The sequence below is a fragment of the Novosphingobium sp. HNCC26DJ243 genome, from assembly GCF_057180545.1.
The window spans coordinates 1,173,572-1,189,842 of record NZ_JBXUGN010000001.1; the positions used below are offsets into that span (position 1 = coordinate 1,173,572).

A 16,271-nucleotide genomic window follows, 5' to 3' on the forward strand; every position below is an offset into this window, starting at 1 on the left:
TCCCCGAACGCGCCATGGGCCCCCGCGAATCCACCGCGATGATGGCGCTCGTCATGGCGCTGCAGGCGCTCGCGGTGGATGCAATGCTTCCGGCTCTGGGCGATATTGCGCGCGATCTTGCGGTGCCCGATCCCAACCAGCGTCAGCTCGTCATCGGCACGTTCCTGCTCGCTTCGGGCTTTGCCTCGCTAATTCCGGGCTCACTGGCCGACCGCTATGGCCGGCGCCCCGTACTGCTGGCCTGCATCGGGCTCTACGTGCTCTTCTCGCTGGCTTGCGCGCTGGCAACCACGTTCGACATGCTGCTGTACATGCGCATTCTGCAAGCCGTTGGCTGCGGCGGGCTGGCCGTCCTGCCGAGTGCGATCATCCGCGATCGCTTTGGCGGTGACCAGATGGCCAAGCAGATGTCGATCATTGCGGTCGTCTTCCTCGTCGTGCCCATGCTGGCGCCCAGCATCGGACAAGTCGTCCTGCTCTTTGCCGGGTGGCGGTGGATATTCGTGTTCCTTGCCATCATGGCCTGCGGCATGGCCGCCTGGGTTGCGATCCGCCTGCCGGAAACGCTGCACCCGGAACACCGCCAGCCGATCCGGCTCGGCGCGATCGCGACGAACATGATCGGCGCAGCCACGAACCGCGCCGCCATCGGCTATGTCTTCGGCGGCGCCATGACCTTTGGCGCCATGATCGGCTACGTGAACTGCTCGCAGCAGCTTGTCGGCGAACACTTCGGCGCGGGAACGATGTTCCCCGTGCTGTTCGGCTTCTCGGCCCTCATGATGGCGATGGCCAACTTTTCGAACTCGCGCATTGTCGAGCGGTTCGGCGCGCGCCGCGTTTCGCACACGGCGGTTTTCATGTTCATCGTGGTCAGCGCGGTGCAGCTCTGGTTCTCCACGCGCCCTGACGAAACGCTATGGCAATTCATGCCGCTGATCATCACCAACATGATCCTGATCGGCTTCATCGGCGCAAACTTCAATTCGATCGCGCTGCAGCCGTTTGCGCATACCGCCGGGACTGCCAGTTCGATGCATTCGTTCCTGCGCATGGTGATCGGTTCGGTCATGGGCATTTTCGTCGGGCAAGCCTACGACGGCAGTGCCCGCCCCCTCGCGCTGGCCTTTCTTGCCAGCGGCATCATCAGTCTGGCGCTTGTGACATACAGCGAGAGAGGCAAGCTGTTCCGCCGCCTGCACCCGCCGGGCGCGCCACGACCTGTGACCTTCGAGCACTGAGCAGGTGAGCTAGGCCGCGTCGGCGAGGCTCGCCATGGCTTCTGACGCAGGTCCGGGCCGCCCAAAGTGATAGCCCTGCATCAGGCGGACGCCCATGGCGCGCGCGGTCTCGGCCTGCGCCTCGTCCTCGACGCCTTCGATCGTGCAGTCGATGCCAAGCTGCCAGGAGAGCGAGACGATCGTGGCCACCAGTGTCCGCGCGCCCGGTTCGGTGGCCAGCGCGCGCGACAAAGCCTGATCGATCTTGATCATGTCGAGTGGCAGGCGGTGGACCTGGCTGAGGCTCGACCATCCGGCTCCGAAATCGTCGAGCGCGATGCGAAAGCCACGGGCACGAAATGCATTCAATTGAGCTTCCGCGCGCTTGGGATCGTCGATTAGTGCGCGCTCGGTCACTTCGAGGATGATCGAATGCGCAGGCGCCCCCGCCTCCTCGACAATCTTCGCCAGCGATTCGGCGGTTCCGGCGCGCATTACATCGCGCGGCGCGAGATTGATCGAAAGGGTTCGTCCCTGCTCCCATGCCCGGCATTCGGAAAGGGCACGGGCCAGCACCATGCGGGTAAGCTCGCCGGTACGACCGGTCGCCTCGGCAAGGGAAATGAATTGTCCGGGCGCCAGCCAGCGGTCGCCGTCCGGACTCCAGCGGGCAAAGGCCTCGAATCCCGACACGCGTCCGCTGTCGGTCGCGATGATCGGCTGGTAGACCAGCCGGATGCGCTTATCGAGATCGCAATCGTTGAACTGGCGGGTGATGGCCGCGCGGTCCTGCAACTCGGCCTCGTCATCCGGACTGAATACCACCACGGCGCCGTCGGACTGCTCCTTGGCCTTGTACAGCGCCGCGTCCGCCCGTTCGAGGCAGTCGCTTGCGCTTCGACCGGTAATGCGGTGAACGCCGATCGAGCCCGAAAGGCGCAGGACTGCTCCTGCGTGGAGGACCGGCGCACGCAGCGATTCTGCAAGGTCTGTCGCCAGCTGGTGGACCTGCTCATCCCCAAGGCGCGCCTCGATGATGACCGCAAATTCGTCACCGCCCAGCCGGCCATAGCTTCGCACGTGGGCCATGGCCGCCAGGCGGACGGCAACCGCCGCCAGCACCGCGTCGCCCGCGGCGTGGCCATAAGTATCGTTGACGTGCTTGAACCCATCCAGGTCGATAAGGGCCAGCCACGCGGCTGCAGAACCGGAGTGCCCTGCCGCCAGCTCCTCTTCGAGACGCGCCAGAATTGCGCGGCGATTGAGTGCGCCGGTCAAGGGGTCGACGGTCGCCTGCGTCAGGTTCTCCTGCGCCAGTCGGGCGGTCTGCTGCTCGCGCTTGGCGATCTGCTGGCGCGAGAGCTCAAGCCGGACGAAGTCGCGGTGATGGCCGTTGGTGATCAGCAGCAGCAGGGCCGTAACCACGATCTGCACCAGCACGACGGGCACGGCATTGGGATGCCCGCTGAACAACACCTGCCCGGTCGTCGGGATTGTCACCGCAAGTGCGATGCGAAGTGCCGTGAGCGGGGCGTGCCCCAGCCCGAGTACGCCCGAGAACAAGGTCACCGCGATGATATAGTGGATGAACGACTGCTGCGCCTGATTGCCATAGGCGTAGAGCATCATCGCCCAGAGTGCGAACAGGAAGCCCGACGCCGCGCCAACCCAACTCATCACGCGCAGATCGCGCCGCAGCACGACCAGCGAGCGCCGCTCCACGCGTCTTGGCCGCCAATAGGCCGCGCGCCAGAGCGAGAAGGTACCAAGTGCCAAGGGGCCAAACAGGGTCAGCCACGCGGGAGCCACCTGGCGGAACTGCGATGCGACCAGAAGACAGTCGAAGACGACCACTACGTAGAGGAGCGGCAGGCGCTGGGACAAGCTCTTGGCATAGGCAAGCGTGAAGTTGTCGCCCTCGCGCTGGCGCCAGCGACCACCGAATCCCCGACGCACGTCGCCGAGCAATCGCTTCGGCGCGTTCAGAATGCCGGAATCTCGGTAATCCGTCGCCATCGCCCCAATCTAGGCGCGTCAGGTTAACGACGCGTAAGGGCACGCCTCAGGAAGAAAGGGCGGCTACCAGCGCCTTGACCTTTTTCTGCCGCCACTGCGGCAAGGGTGCGACCAGCCAGTAGCCACGCCGCGATTGCTCCGGCTCACCCATCGCAACGACGCGGCCCGAGGCAAGCGGCGCTTCGGCAAGCTGCATCGGAACATGCGCCCGGCCAAGCCCGGCGCGCGCCGCGCTGATCGCTGTCCCCGCATCGCCGACCGAGAAACCGACGTCACCGCCGCCGGGGACTGGATCACCCGGCCAGCCGATCCACGGGCAGTCCGCAGCCGCATCGGGCGCGGCGACCGTCACCATCAGCGGTGCGCCCAAGGGAATGCCTTCGAGGTCCCCCGGTCCTTCGGCCCAGCGTACTGCGAGGTCGAGGTTGGCCTCGGTAAAATCGATGTCAGCATCGCCGCCGACCAGTGCGAAGCGCATCTGCGGATTGCCCGCACGGAACGTGGCCAGCCGGGGCGAGAGCCAGGCCGCGAAGAAATCACGGGGACATGCGATGGTATAGACATGGCTCGATTGCCCGGCCTGTATCGCCTGAACGCCTTCCTCGAAACGCAGGAAGCCTTCGCGGATAGCATCGAGCCCCGAAATCGCCTCGTCGGTCAGTTCCAGCCCTTTCGAGGTGCGGCGGAAAAGAACCACGCCCAGCAGGTCTTCAAGCGCGCGAATCTGCTGCCCGACCGCTGCCGGCGTCACCGCCAGCTCATCGGCGGCGCGGGTGAACGAGAGATGCCGCGCGGCTGCATCGAGCACGCGCAGGCCATTCAGAGGGAGGTGCGTCCGTTTCATCGAGTCCTTGCGTTAGTTCGCAGGAGCCGGGGCCGCCAGTGGAAAGAACGGAATCGCCACGTCGAACAGCCGCCCGTCGGCGCGTTGCATGGTGTAATGCCCCTCCATGCTGCCGTGATGCGTGCCAAGCGGACAGCCCGATACGTAATCGTGCGACTGGCCCGGCTTGAGCACCGGCTGCTCGCCGACAACCCCATCGCCATCGACGAAGTTGACCAGTCCGCGGCCATCGGTGATGCGCCAATGACGCGAAAGCAGCTGGACGGGCTGGTCCGAATCATTCTCGATCCGGATGTGATAGACCCAGAACCACTTGCCCGCTTCCACCCGTGATTGCTCGGGCAGGAAGTTCACGGCAACGCGAACCGTCACCCCGTCCGTGATAGCGGCATGTTGGAAGAGCTGCTTCATGTCCCTCAAACTACCGCACATCGCCGCCTGTTCCAACGGACTTGTGCAACTTTTACGGTTCTTGCCCAAGCGGGCATTCCGGCGCAGAGGCTGAACACACCGTTATGCTGATCCGTGCGCCCGCCATCCTCTGCTCGACCCGCATCCACGGCGAGACCGGCGCAATCGTGCGGCTTCTGACCGCAGACCACGGCCTGGCAGCCGCTTACGTGGCCGGCGCGCGCGGCCGCGAACTTCGCCCCTTGCTCATCCCAGGCAACCTGCTGGAGGTCGAGGTGCGGGCGCGCACCGCCACCCAACTGCCCTCGGCGCGACTCGAACTGGTGCAAAGCCGCGGGCCCTGGCTGTCCGAGCCGCTTGCCAGTGCCGGAATCGGCTGGGCCTGTGCGCTGACCTCCGCCGCCCTGCCCGAGGGTCACGCCTATCCCCCGCTCTATTCAGGGCTTGGCGCGTTGCTGGATGCGATCTGCCATGCGCCCTCGGCACGCGGCTGGGCGCGTGCTCTTGCCGGATACGAGGTGCTCCTGTTGCGCGAGGTCGGCTATGGTGCAGCGCCCCAGCCCCCGCGTGACGAGGCATGGCCCGATTTGCTGGCGCGGCTGGAGCGACAGGGCAAGGCGATCGCCAACCGCCTGCTTGCCGATCGGGCAGGCGATGTTATGGGGTCGCGCGCGATTCTGCTGGATCGGCTGAAGCGCATGAGCGTGACGGGCTAAGGGGTTACTTCATGAAGATTGCAGTTCTGCCGGGCGATGGCATTGGCCCCGAAGTGACGCGCGAGGCAGTCCGCGTGATCGAAGCCCTCGGTCTGGGCGACATCGAGATGAAGGAAGCGCCCGTCGGCGGTGCGGCCTACAAGGCCTATGGGCACCCCTTGCCGCCCGAAACGCTCGAAATCGCGCGGCTGTCCGATGGTATCCTGTTCGGCGCGGTGGGCGATCCCGATTGCGATGCGCTCGACCGCCACTTGCGCCCCGAACAGGCGATCCTCGGCCTGCGCAAGGAACTGACGCTGTTCGCCAACCTGCGTCCGGCGAAGGTCTTCGTCGGTCTCGAGGGCCACTCGGCGCTGCGCCCCGAAGTGGCGGGCGCGATCGACATGGTCATCGTGCGCGAGCTCAACGGCGACGTCTACTTCGGTGAAAAGGGCTTCCGCACCGCCGCCAACGGCGACCGCGAAGGCTACGACGTGATGTCCTACAACGAGAGCGAGGTGCGCCGCATCGCGCACGTGGGCTTCCGTACCGCGATGGGCCGCAACAAGCGCCTGTGCTCGGTCGACAAGGCCAACGTGCTCGAAACCAGCCAGCTCTGGCGCGACGTCGTGATCGAAGTGGCGCGCGAATACCCCGAAGTGTCGCTCGAGCACATGTATGTCGACAACGCCGCGATGCAGCTCGTCCGGGCGCCCGGCAAATTCGACGTCGTGCTGACCGGCAACCTGTTCGGCGACATCCTGTCCGATCAGGCTTCGATGTGCGTGGGCTCGATCGGCCTGCTTGCTTCGGCCTCGCTGGGCGAGCGCCAGACCGCGCACGGCACTTTCGGCCTCTATGAACCGATCCACGGCTCGGCTCCCGATATCGCAGGGCAAGACCTCGCCAATCCGATGGCCACCATCCTTTCGGCTGCCATGCTCCTGCGCCATTCGCTTGGCTTGTCCGCCGCGGCAGAGCGGATCGAAGCTGCGGTTGCGCAGACCCTTGCCGCAGGTGTGCTGGGACGGGACCTCGGCGGAAACGCGGGCACCACGGAAATTGGTGACGCGGTGCTCGCAAGGCTTTAAGGGCGGTCCTGCATGCTTCAACTTGCCGTAATCCTCCCGACCTACCGCGAACGGGCGAACATCGCACCGATGGTCGCGCGCCTTGACGCTGCCCTTCAGGGCGTGGCCTGGGAAGCGATCTTCGTGGACGACAACAGCCCCGATGGCACCGCCGACGAGGCGCGCCGCATTGCACTGGACGATCCGCGCATTCGCGTGATCGAGCGCATCGGCCGTCGCGGTCTTGCCTCGGCCGCGATCGAGGGCATGTGCGCCACCGCCGCGCCCATCGTTGCCGTGATGGACGCCGACCAGCAGCACGATCCGGCGCTGCTGCCGCAGATGCTGGAAGCGGTCTCGGGCGGCGAATTTGATCTAGCCTATGCCTCGCGCTTTGCCGAAGGCGCCAGCACCGAGGCCTGGGGCCGCCCTGATCGCGTAAAGGCATCGGGCATTGCCAACCGTATTGCCAACAAGGTGACGGGCGTCGAGCTGACCGACCCGATGAGCGGCTATTTCATGATCCGCGCAGAAACCCTGCGCGCCGATGCGCATCGCCTGTCGGGCGTCGGCTTCAAGATCCTTCTCGACATTCTCGCGACGGTCGACCGCCCCTTGAGGGTCAAGGAATTCCCTCTCAACTTCGCCGCCCGCACCGAAGGCGAGAGCAAACTGGACCAGACTGTCGTGTTCGAATTCCTCGTTGGCCTCTACGACAAGTGGCTCGGCCGCATCATTCCGACGCGGTTTGCCCTTTTCGGCACGGTCGGCGCACTTGGCGTCGCGGTCCAGCTTGGCGCGCTGTGGGTGCTGCTCAAGCTGATCGCGGGCGAACGGTTCGTCTATGGCAACTGGTCGGAAAGCGCGACGTTCAACACCGCGAACACGCTGGCCGCGATCATCGCGATGACCTTCAACTTCGTGCTCAACAACGAACTGACCTATTCCGACAAGCGCCTGCGCGGCTTCGGCCCGCTGCTGCGCGGCTGGGCGCAGTTCGGCCTGACCTGCTCGCTTGGCCTCCTGACCAACATCGGATCGGCCGCCGTGCTCAAGACCATCGGCTTCCATGCCGTGGTGGCCGTGATTGTCGGCATCGTCCTGGGCTCGGTCTGGAATTTCGCGCTGTCCTCGCGCTTCGTGTGGGGCAAGTACTGATTTGCGTGCGGTTTGGGGCGTTCCCGGACCGCAGGCAATCCTGCTTGGCCTGACCTCCGTCGGCGCTCTGTTCAGCCTCGTCGACACGCCTTACCCCGCGCTCGCGCCACTGCAGAACCTGCCCACGCTGGTGATCGTAGCGGGACTCTGGCTGGCGCTGCGTCGCTGGCCCATGCCGACCAGCGCAGTCGTCTGCATCGCTCTGTTCATGGTCCTGCACACAGTCGGCGGACGCTATATCTACTCGAACGTGCCCTACGAACGCTGGCTCGCAACAGTAGGCCTGCCTTCGGTCGACCACGCGCTTGGCCTCGGCCGCAATTCCTGGGACCGCCTCGTCCATTTCAGCTTCGGTTCGCTCTGGGTCTGGCCCATCGCCTGCTGGCTTTCGCGCCATCGCGGACTCTCGCCGGGCCTTGCCATCTATCTCGCGGTCGAGTTCGTGCTGGCTGGCAGCGCGATCTACGAAATCTTCGAATGGCAGCTCACGGTGGTCATGGCCGGGCCGGATGCTGATGCCTACAACGGCCAGCAAGGCGATATTTGGGATGCGCAGAAGGACATGGCGCTGGCTGGCCTTGGCGCGCTTTCTGCCGTGGCGTGGCTGCGCTTTCGCGCCTACTTCCAGCTGTCCAGCCAGGTGTAGTCCCTGTAGGAATCCTTTCTTGGCAGTTCGCCTGCCGAGATGATCGGGTAAAAGCCGATGGCCATGCCAAAGGCGAGGACCAGCGTCACCTTGCCCGGCCAGCGCAGGCCGAGATCCCACCACTCTGCCAGCACCAGTGCAAGTGCAGCCATGAGAAAGCAGCTGGCGAGCATGTAATGGTAATAGAACTGCACCGGCTTGCCGTTCACCGCCCAGAAGCCGACGAGGAGGACGTAGGCTCCCACCACCAGCAAACGGACCCTGTCGCCCTTCACGCCGTCCCACAGGCAGAACAGCAACGCGGGCAACCCCGCCAGCATGGTGAACGGATTGCCGAGCATCAACACGCCCCGCTGCGCCCCGTCGATCACTTCGTAGAGGAACCAGATCGGGCGGATGTTGGCCACCCACTGCCACCACTGGCTCATGTAGAGGTGCGGTTTCTTCACGCTGTCCTGCAATTGCAACATGTACTGCTGCCAGTGCCACAGCTTGCCCACCGAAAGCGGGGCGACGTCATAGAAGAACGCTGGCAGGAAGGTGGCGAAATAGACCAGAAGAGGCGCCAGCCCCAGCCACACCGCAGCTTCGATCAACGATACGCCCGGCATCGGCCCGGCTCCTGCCGAAGACCACAACAAGCCGATGCGCCTGCCCTTGAGTGCCTCCCAGCGGTTGATGGCGAAAACCAGTCCCGGCAGCGGCACCAGCAGCGCGCCGTTCCATTTCGCGCCAAGCGACAGCCCCATGAAAACGCCGGTCAGTAGAAGGTGCAGGCGCGCTGTTCCGGCCCCACCCGCAGGATTGCGCCAGGCCAGCGCCCATTGCCACATGGCCAGCGCCATGAATCCGCCCATGGCCATGTCGAGCAGGGCGATACGAGCCATGATGAACCAGACGAAATCGGTTGCGACAAACAGGCCGAACAGGATCGTCGCGCTACGCGACAGGCTTGCCCACCACAGCGCGCGCATCATCGCCCACAGTCCGAGGCCGCCCAGCACCGCCGAGGGGAAGCGCCAGCCGAACGGCGTGTCGCCGATCAGCTGCATCGCCCACGCAATGAGCTGCTTGGCGACCAGCGGGTGCTCGGGATTGAGGCGCGCGGTGAGGTCGATCAGCCGGCGCGCAGCGGGCAGGTAGTGGATCTCGTCGAACATCGGCTTGGAGGGAATGCCCAGCCGGTGCAGCACCACGAAGAAGAACGCGGCGGCGATGATCGCGCACCACATGGCAGGATCATGCCCATTGGTGCGGCGGTGAGGTGTGCGAACTTGGAAAGCGGCCGTCATGCCGGGGCACGAATAGGCGCGCACGCCATTGCGCGCAATCCCGCCGCTTGCACGCGCCGACACTCGAAACTAAGGCAGGGCCCATGAAACGCACCACTGGCCAGGACCGCTCGATCACCCGCAATTGGCGCCCCGCGACGCAAGCCATCCGTGGCGGCACGTGGCGGTCCGACATGGGCGAAACCTCCGAGGCGCTGTTCCTGACCTCGGGCTTTTCCTACGACAATGCTGCCACGGTAGCCGCGCGCTTTGCTGGCGAGGCAGATGGCATGACCTATTCGCGCCTGCAGAATCCCACCGTGCAGATGCTGGAAGAACGTATTGCCCTGATGGAGGGCGCCGAAGCCTGCCGCACCCAGGCAACCGGCATGGCCGCGATGACCACGGCGCTGCTTTGCCAGCTTTCGGCGGGCGACCATGTCGTCGCCGCCAAGGCCGCGTTCGGTTCCTGCCGCTGGCTGATCGACAATCTGCTGCCGCGTTTCGGCATCGAAGGCACGACGATCGACGCTTCGGACAACGCGGCATGGGAAGCGGCCATCCGTCCCAACACCAAGGTGTTCTTCTTCGAGAGCCCGGCCAACCCGACGATGGACGTCGTCGATCTCGGATTCGTCTGTGGGCTTGCCAGGTCGCGCGGCATCACCACGGTGGTCGACAACGCCTTTGCCACTTCGGCACTCCAGCGCCCGATGGATTTCGGCGCCGATGTCGTTGCCTATTCGGCCACCAAGATGATGGACGGCCAGGGCCGGGTCATGGCGGGCGCGGTCTGCGGCTCGGCCGACTGGATCAACAACGTTCTCCTGCCGTTCCAGCGCAACACCGGGCCGAACATCGCAGCGTTCAATGCCTGGGTCGTGCTCAAGGGCCTCGAGACGCTGGACCTGCGCATCCACAGGCAGAGCGAGAACGCGCTCAAGGTGGCGAGCTTCGTCGAGCCCCGCGTGCCGCGCCTGCTTTACCCGTTCCTGCCCAGCCATCCGCAATACGATCTTGCAAAGAAGCAGATGAAGGCGGGCGGCACGATCTTCTCGTTCCACCTCGATGGCGGACTTGCGCAGGCCCATGCCCTGCTCGACGCGCTCCAGCTGATCGACATCTCGAACAACATCGGGGATTCGCGCTCGCTGATGTGCCATCCGGCATCGACCACGCACTACGGCGTCGGTGCCGAAACCCGCGCCGACATGGGCGTGGGCGAAGGGATGCTGCGCCTGAACGTCGGGCTGGAAGACCCCGACGACCTGATCGAAGACCTCGATCAGGCGCTGCGCAAGGCTGGCCTCTGACGGCAGTTGCATCGTTGCGTGCTTGCCCTAGAGTGCCGCTCGGGGTGGGTCGCAACGGAGCATGCCAATTTGCTTGCCGAGGCGCATCTTTCTGCGATCATTCAATCTTCCGATGACGCCATCATCAGCAAGGACCTGTCAGGCACGGTCCTGAGCTGGAATCCGGCTGCGACGCGAATCTTCGGGTTCGACGAAGCGGAGATGATCGGCACCTCGATCCGCAAGCTCATTCCGGACGACCGGCAGGACGAAGAAGATGACATTCTCGGCCGCATCGTGCGCGGGGAACGGGTCAAGAGCTTCGACACCGTCCGCCGCCGCAAGGATGGCAGCGAAATCTCGGTCTCGATCACGGTTTCCCCGGTCGTGGATCCTGCAGGAAAAATCATCGGCGCCAGCAAGATCGCGCGCGACATCACCGCACGCGAACGCAACCAGCGCGCCCTTCGCGAGAGCGAGACACGCTTCCGCATGCTGGCGGACAATATCTCGCAACTCGCATGGGTTGCCGACAGGTCGGGCGCGATCGACTGGTACAATCAGCGCTGGTACGATTTCACCGGCGTGCCCGTAGGCTCGACCGACGGCTGGGGCTGGGACAAGGTCCACCACGAAGATCACGTCGCGCGTGTGCAGGAGCATTTCCGCGCAAGCATCGCGGCGGGTCAAGAATGGGAAGATACCTTTCCGCTGCGCCGCCACGATGGCGAATACCGCTGGTTCCTGTCGCGCGCCAAGCCGATCCGCGACGATGAGGGGGAAATCCTATACTGGTTCGGCACCAACACCGACGTCACGGAAATGCTCGAGAAGGAAGAGCAGATCAGGGTCCTGCTGATGGAAGTGAACCATCGCTCGAAGAACCTTCTCTCGGTCATCCAGGCGCTGGCCCGGCGGTCGGGGGGAGGCGATCCCGAATTTCTCAAGCGCTTCGAGAACCGCCTCGCCAGCCTTTCGGCCAATCAGGATCTGCTTGTCCGGCGCGGCTGGTCGACGATCATGATGGACGAACTGGCCGACGCGCAACTGGCGATTCTTGGGCGCGAAAGTCGCGAACAGGTGCTCACGCAGGGCCTGTCCGTTCCGCTCAGCCCGCGAAGCGCGGAGATCATCGGCATGGCGGTGCATGAACTTGCCACCAATGCGCTCAAGTACGGCGCGCTGAAAACGCCCGAGGGGCGCGTTTCGCTTTCGTGGGAAGAAACGGCCGACGGCCATTTCCAGGTCGACTGGCGCGAAAGCGGAGGCCCCGCAATCGTCGCGCCTGATCGCAAGGGCTTTGGCACGACGCTGATCCAGCATATCCCGGCGCGAAGCCTCGATGCCGAAGTCACCCTCGACTACGCGCCGACCGGGCTGTCCTGGCGGCTGCGCTGCTCGATACAGACCGCGCGTGCGCTGGCGAGTTAGCTCTAAGACCTGATACCGGTCACGTTCTCGCCGCTCTTGGCGGCAGCGCGCTTGTCATCGGTGATAAGCTGGTTCTCACCACGCCCCATTGTCCAGTTCTTGCCGAGACGGACCTTGTGGTTGGGCGCACACCAGATCTCGCCCGATTCATCGAGCGCGGTTACCCAGATCAGGTTGTGCTCCTGGCCGTAGTCGATCATTCCGATCGCATAGCCATCGCCCTTGCCCAGCACGTGCAGGGGGATAGTCGGATTGAGTTGCGTAAACACGAAAGGATTTCCCTGACCGCGCCGGATGGCACCGGTTCATCAGGTCAATCGCCGAGCGGTCTTCGCAGTTCCCGCCAGAGGTTAGTCCAGAGGTTACTCGGGTTTCGCAGCAGATTCGAGCGCGGCGATCCGGGCTTTCAGGCTTTCCACTTCCTCACGCGCGGACGAAGCGAGATCCTTGACCGCGTCAAATTCCTCGCGGCTGACAAAGTCGAGACCGCCGAACACTTCCTTGGCCTTCTCGCGGGCGCTCTCGCTGGCCTCGCGGCCCATGCCCGCAAGCGTACCTGCCGCGCTGTTGAGGAGCTTGACGAAGTCGGCGATCAGCGGGTTTTCGCTCTGCATTGTTCAATTCCCGAGTAAGGCGTGTCAGCCCCGCTATGTGGGCGGCAGGACGCGCGCCCGCAAGGGTCAAATCGACACGCGCACCGTACTGGAGGAGCCGAAAGCGCCATCGGCGTCGGGGTTGAGCCGCCCGATTTCGAAGGTCAGCACGCTGGCGAAGCAAACCCAGGCCAGGTAGGGCAGTAGCAGCATCCCGGCCACGGGCCGTATCCGCCAGAACAGCACGATCGTCATCAGGATCGTGACCGCCATCGCCACCGCGATCCAGAACGCCGCGGTGATCTGGTGCATGGCGAAAAACACCGGTGACCAGGAAAGGTTGAGCGCAAGCTGAATCACGAACACTCCAACCGCCAGACCCCGCCCAGCCGCACCGCGTGCCGAAAGGATCATGGCAAGTGAAATGCCCATCAGCAGGTACAGCGCCGACCACACGATCGGAAACGCGATCGGCGGGGGATAGATTGCCGGCTTCACCAGATCATCGAACCAGGGATTGCCCGGACCGCTGCCTGCAGCCTGCCCCGAAAAGAACCCCAGCACGAGCAGCAAGGGCACGGTGAAGAGCGACCAACGCAGGAGGCTGGCACGAAGCTGACCGGAAGAAGCGAGGTAGTTCATGGCACCCGTTTGTAATGCGCAATTGCGCGATTCGCCTTGGATATTGACGGCCCCCAACGCCTTGCGCAATGCGAAGTCGCTCCGACTACAATCCCGCACGGAGACAGTAACCGGGGATAAGTCAGCTTCGTTCCGCCGAAACAAGGAATTCGACGTTTCCTTCAGGGCCCGTGATCGGGCTCGGCACGATCCCCTGGACCACCCAACCCTCGCTTTCGAGCCATTCGCGCACCTCGTCGCAGACACGTTGGTGCAGCGCAGGATCGCGCACCACGCCGCCCTTGCCCACCTCGGCGCGGCCCACCTCGAACTGCGGCTTGATCAGGGCAACAAGCCGCGTCGGGCGTGTCGCCAACGATAACGGCACCTCGAGCACCTTGCGCAGCGCGATGAAGCTCGCATCGCACACCACCCAGGTTGCCGGCCGATCGATGTGGCCCGGCGTGATCACGCGGGCACTGGTCTGCTCGTAAACAGTGACACGCTCATCCTGCCGCAGCTTCCACGCCAGTTGGTTGGTGCCCGAATCAACGGCAAAGACGTGCGCCGCCCCGCCTTGCAGCAGTACGTCGGTAAAACCGCCAGTCGAACTGCCGATATCCATGGCGACGACGCCAGTCGGATCCAGCCCGAAGGCTTCGATCGCGTGGGCAAGCTTGATCCCGCCCCGCGAAACCCACGGGTGGTCGCGCCCACGCACATCGAGCGGAGCATCGGGAGCGAGGGGTTGCCCTGCCTTGGCGATCTTCGTTTCGCCCGAGAACACGAGGCCCGCAAGGATCAGCGCCTGAGCCCGGGCGCGGCTTTCGACAAGGCCACGCTCGACCAGCAACTGGTCGGCCCGGGCTTTCAATTTGGGTTGGCGGGTTGAGGTCACGGCTCGTTACTCCCATAACCCGCCCATGAAGATCAATCGCACCCGCACCTTCGGCCCTGCATTTTCCTGTGCAGCACTCGTGTTGCTCGCATCCTGCTCGGCTCCTCCGGTAGTGCCGCCCCCGCCTCCCAGCGCGCCACGGCCTGCGCCAGCACCGCCGCCCCCCCCGCCGCCGCCGCCCGCCGCGTTCAAGGATTGGCGCGATGCACCGCAGACACCGGGCGATTGGCGACACGAGTTGACGCAGGCGGGGTCGGTGGTGCGCTACGGTTCGCCATCGGGCACGCTGTTTGCCCTTGCCTGCAACCGTGCAGCGGGAACGGTGACCCTGATCCGTACCGGCACATCGACGGTTTCGCTGCCGATGTCGGTCGCCACCACCAGCGAAATCCGCGCGCTTTCTGCTGAGCCCGCCGCACAAGGACAGCCACAATTGCAGGCAACCTTGGCTGCGCAGGACCCGCTGCTCGATGCCATGGCTTTCAGCCGTGGACGCTTTGCCGTGGAAGTGAATGGATTGCCCACGCTCTACCTGCCGGCATGGGCAGAAGTCGGTCGCGTGGTAGAGGATTGCCGCCGTCGCTAGAGACCCGGCCCTTGTGCGGCGGCGAAGCGAAGATACTGACGCCAAAAAAAATCAATGCAAGTCTTGTTGTTCAGATCGAGATGACTCACATTGACCTCAAGGCCGATGGGTTCTTGGTCCCCCGGTCCAGTCATTCGCAAGAGTGGCGCCCTTGGCTCAACAGCGCGAAAGGAGGTGATCCGATGTCTCATGGTTCAGCACAGAGGTCGGTACAGTCCCGCGCGAGGCATTATCGCTGAGTTTCGATTAAGCGATAGAGGCTTCGTGGGCGGCACTTCCGGCCGCTGACCATGCGAAGGGCCGCCCGGATAGACCGGCGCGGCCCTTCACATTTATTACATAACGCTTGCCTTCTGCGCAACAATAGTTCACGGCGCACCATCCGCCGATTCTAGCGCAAGGACCATTTCCCATGGCGACGACCGCCGAAACCAGCCTGACTTTCGCTCGCACGCCTCACCCGGCTCCCGTTGCCGTGGCCGCGCGCGATGCGGTGCTGGCCGATCCGGGGTTTGGTCGCGCCTTCACCGATCACATGGTCGAGATCGACTATGCCGAAGGTCGTGGCTGGCACGGTGCCCGCGTCGTTCCCTACGGCCCGATCCCGCTCGATCCGGCCGCAGCCGTGCTCCACTACGCGCAGGAAATCTTCGAAGGCCTCAAGGCTTACCGTCAGGCCGACGGCGGTATCTCGCTGTTCCGGCCAGAAGCCAATGCCGAACGCTTCAACGCCTCGGCCCGCCGCCTCGCCATGCCCGAACTTCCGCAGGATCTTTTCGTCGAAGCCGTGCGCCAGCAGGTTCTGGCCGACAAGGACTGGTTTCCCAGCGTCGAGGGCGGATCGATGTACCTGCGCCCGTTCATGTTCGCGTCCGAGGCTTTCCTCGGCGTGCGTCCGGCAAAGGAATACAAGTTCCTCGTAATCGCCAGCCCTGCAGGGAACTACTTCAAGTCGGGCGCGCCTGCGGTATCGATCTGGGTTTCGGACTACACCCGCGCCGCCCCCGGCGGCACCGGGGCGGCCAAGTGCGGCGGCAACTATGCCGCCAGCCTCGTCCCCACTGCTGAAGCCTTTGCGCGCGGGCATGACCAGGTTCTGTTTCTCGATGCCGCCGAGCACAAGTGGGTCGAGGAACTGGGCGGCATGAACCTGTTCTTCGTGTTCGACGACGGGTCTATCCTCACGCCTGAACTGACCGGTACGATCCTGCCCGGCATCACCCGTTCGAGCCTGCTCACTCTGGCGGCCGAGGAAGGGCTGAGCGTGCGCGAGGGCCGCTACAGCCTCGACCAGTGGCAGGCCGATGCCGCGTCGGGCAAGCTGGTCGAAACCTTTGCCTGCGGCACAGCCGCCGTGGTCACCCCGGTCGGGAAGGTTGCCAGCCACACAGGTGAGTTCACCATCGGATCGGGCGGCCCCGGCCAGTTGACTCAGAAGCTGCGCCAGAAGCTCGTCGGCATCCAGCGCGGCGAGATCGCCGACACCCATGGCTGGGTCAAGCGCATCGTCTGACGCTGT

The 16,271-nt window shown here is 64.6% G+C and carries 17 protein-coding genes; 9 read left to right on the top strand and 8 right to left on the bottom strand.

Annotation, left to right across the window (positions count from 1 at the left end; translation table 11 throughout):
• Positions 1-14: 14 nt before the first annotated feature.
• Entirely contained in the window at positions 15-1,241 is a 1,227-nt protein-coding gene (locus AC2A04_RS05655) for a multidrug effflux MFS transporter (RefSeq protein WP_484211309.1), read from the top strand.
• A gap of 9 nt (positions 1,242-1,250) precedes the next feature.
• On the opposite strand, the gene AC2A04_RS05660 is transcribed toward AC2A04_RS05655, so the two are convergent.
• From AC2A04_RS05660 to apaG, 3 genes are all read right to left on the bottom strand, one after another.
• On the bottom strand, positions 1,251-3,176 hold the full coding sequence (locus AC2A04_RS05660) for a putative bifunctional diguanylate cyclase/phosphodiesterase (protein ID WP_484211310.1): 1,926 nt from the start codon (positions 3,174-3,176) through the stop codon (positions 1,251-1,253).
• Between the two features lie 106 nt (positions 3,177-3,282).
• Positions 3,283-4,080: a LysR family transcriptional regulator gene (locus AC2A04_RS05665; RefSeq protein WP_484211311.1), complete on the bottom strand. Its 798-nt coding sequence runs from the start codon at positions 4,078-4,080 to the stop codon at positions 3,283-3,285.
• A 12-nt stretch (positions 4,081-4,092) separates the two neighbouring features.
• The gene (gene apaG / locus AC2A04_RS05670; RefSeq protein WP_484211312.1) at positions 4,093-4,491 is read right to left on the bottom strand and encodes a Co2+/Mg2+ efflux protein ApaG; all 399 of its coding nucleotides are present in this window, start codon (positions 4,489-4,491) and stop codon (positions 4,093-4,095) included.
• Between the two features lie 104 nt (positions 4,492-4,595).
• Between apaG and recO the strand changes: the two genes are divergently transcribed.
• The 4 genes from recO to AC2A04_RS05690 are packed head-to-tail and all read left to right on the top strand — an operon-like array spanning position 4,596 to position 8,060.
• Positions 4,596-5,207, top strand: a complete 612-nt coding sequence (recO, locus tag AC2A04_RS05675; protein ID WP_484211313.1) for a DNA repair protein RecO — start codon at positions 4,596-4,598, stop codon at positions 5,205-5,207.
• Between the two features lie 11 nt (positions 5,208-5,218).
• Complete coding sequence (gene leuB / locus AC2A04_RS05680; RefSeq protein ID WP_484211314.1) at positions 5,219-6,277, top strand: 3-isopropylmalate dehydrogenase; 1,059 nt, start codon at positions 5,219-5,221, stop codon at positions 6,275-6,277.
• Between the two features lie 12 nt (positions 6,278-6,289).
• A complete protein-coding gene (locus AC2A04_RS05685; protein ID WP_484211315.1) occupies positions 6,290-7,414 on the top strand; it encodes a glycosyltransferase in 1,125 nt (374 codons plus the stop codon).
• Position 7,415: 1 nt separating this feature from the next.
• Entirely contained in the window at positions 7,416-8,060 is a 645-nt protein-coding gene (locus tag AC2A04_RS05690; RefSeq protein ID WP_484211316.1) for a DUF2238 domain-containing protein, read from the top strand.
• On the opposite strand, the gene AC2A04_RS05695 is transcribed toward AC2A04_RS05690, so the two are convergent.
• Complete coding sequence (locus tag AC2A04_RS05695) at positions 8,033-9,415, bottom strand: phospholipid carrier-dependent glycosyltransferase (protein ID WP_484211317.1); 1,383 nt, start codon at positions 9,413-9,415, stop codon at positions 8,033-8,035. The two genes, AC2A04_RS05690 and AC2A04_RS05695, sit on opposite strands and share 28 nt — an antisense overlap.
• Positions 9,416-9,435: 20 nt before the next feature.
• Here AC2A04_RS05695 and AC2A04_RS05700 point away from each other — a divergent pair, with 20 nt between their 5' ends.
• The gene (locus AC2A04_RS05700; protein ID WP_484211318.1) at positions 9,436-10,644 is read left to right on the top strand and encodes a trans-sulfuration enzyme family protein; all 1,209 of its coding nucleotides are present in this window, start codon (positions 9,436-9,438) and stop codon (positions 10,642-10,644) included.
• A gap of 18 nt (positions 10,645-10,662) precedes the next feature.
• Positions 10,663-12,054: a PAS domain S-box protein gene (locus AC2A04_RS05705; protein WP_484211319.1), complete on the top strand. Its 1,392-nt coding sequence runs from the start codon at positions 10,663-10,665 to the stop codon at positions 12,052-12,054.
• A 2-nt stretch (positions 12,055-12,056) separates the two neighbouring features.
• On the opposite strand, the gene AC2A04_RS05710 is transcribed toward AC2A04_RS05705, so the two are convergent.
• From AC2A04_RS05710 to AC2A04_RS05725, 4 genes are all read right to left on the bottom strand, one after another.
• Entirely contained in the window at positions 12,057-12,323 is a 267-nt protein-coding gene (locus AC2A04_RS05710; protein WP_484211320.1) for a hypothetical protein, read from the bottom strand.
• A gap of 93 nt (positions 12,324-12,416) precedes the next feature.
• Positions 12,417-12,668 (bottom strand): accessory factor UbiK family protein, encoded by a 252-nt coding sequence (locus AC2A04_RS05715; protein ID WP_484211321.1) that lies wholly within the window; start codon positions 12,666-12,668, stop codon positions 12,417-12,419.
• Positions 12,669-12,734: 66 nt separating this feature from the next.
• Positions 12,735-13,289 (bottom strand): TspO/MBR family protein, encoded by a 555-nt coding sequence (locus tag AC2A04_RS05720; protein WP_484211322.1) that lies wholly within the window; start codon positions 13,287-13,289, stop codon positions 12,735-12,737.
• A 121-nt stretch (positions 13,290-13,410) separates the two neighbouring features.
• Positions 13,411-14,166, bottom strand: a complete 756-nt coding sequence (locus AC2A04_RS05725; RefSeq protein ID WP_484211323.1) for a TlyA family RNA methyltransferase — start codon at positions 14,164-14,166, stop codon at positions 13,411-13,413.
• A 25-nt stretch (positions 14,167-14,191) separates the two neighbouring features.
• On the opposite strand from AC2A04_RS05725, the gene AC2A04_RS05730 reads away from it, so the two are divergent.
• Both AC2A04_RS05730 and AC2A04_RS05735 read left to right on the top strand, forming a co-directional pair.
• Entirely contained in the window at positions 14,192-14,752 is a 561-nt protein-coding gene (locus AC2A04_RS05730; protein WP_484211324.1) for a hypothetical protein, read from the top strand.
• Between the two features lie 412 nt (positions 14,753-15,164).
• Positions 15,165-16,265: a branched-chain amino acid aminotransferase gene (locus AC2A04_RS05735; RefSeq protein WP_484211325.1), complete on the top strand. Its 1,101-nt coding sequence runs from the start codon at positions 15,165-15,167 to the stop codon at positions 16,263-16,265.
• Positions 16,266-16,271: the final 6 nt, after the last annotated feature.

Bases quoted from the DNA above. Each gene is read 5' to 3' on its own strand.
- AC2A04_RS05655 (WP_484211309.1), top strand. From the start codon at position 15: ATGGGCCCCCGCGAATCCACCGCGATGATGGCGCTCGTCATGGCGCTG.
- AC2A04_RS05665 (WP_484211311.1), bottom strand. From the start codon at position 4,080: ATGAAACGGACGCACCTCCCTCTGAATGGCCTGCGCGTGCTCGATGCA.
- apaG (WP_484211312.1), bottom strand. From the start codon at position 4,491: ATGAAGCAGCTCTTCCAACATGCCGCTATCACGGACGGGGTGACGGTT.
- recO (WP_484211313.1), top strand. From the start codon at position 4,596: ATGCTGATCCGTGCGCCCGCCATCCTCTGCTCGACCCGCATCCACGGC.
- leuB (WP_484211314.1), top strand. From the start codon at position 5,219: ATGAAGATTGCAGTTCTGCCGGGCGATGGCATTGGCCCCGAAGTGACG.
- AC2A04_RS05685 (WP_484211315.1), top strand. From the start codon at position 6,290: ATGCTTCAACTTGCCGTAATCCTCCCGACCTACCGCGAACGGGCGAAC.
- AC2A04_RS05700 (WP_484211318.1), top strand. From the start codon at position 9,436: ATGAAACGCACCACTGGCCAGGACCGCTCGATCACCCGCAATTGGCGC.
- AC2A04_RS05715 (WP_484211321.1), bottom strand. From the start codon at position 12,668: ATGCAGAGCGAAAACCCGCTGATCGCCGACTTCGTCAAGCTCCTCAAC.
- AC2A04_RS05720 (WP_484211322.1), bottom strand. From the start codon at position 13,289: ATGAACTACCTCGCTTCTTCCGGTCAGCTTCGTGCCAGCCTCCTGCGT.
- AC2A04_RS05730 (WP_484211324.1), top strand. From the start codon at position 14,192: ATGAAGATCAATCGCACCCGCACCTTCGGCCCTGCATTTTCCTGTGCA.
- AC2A04_RS05735 (WP_484211325.1), top strand. From the start codon at position 15,165: ATGGCGACGACCGCCGAAACCAGCCTGACTTTCGCTCGCACGCCTCAC.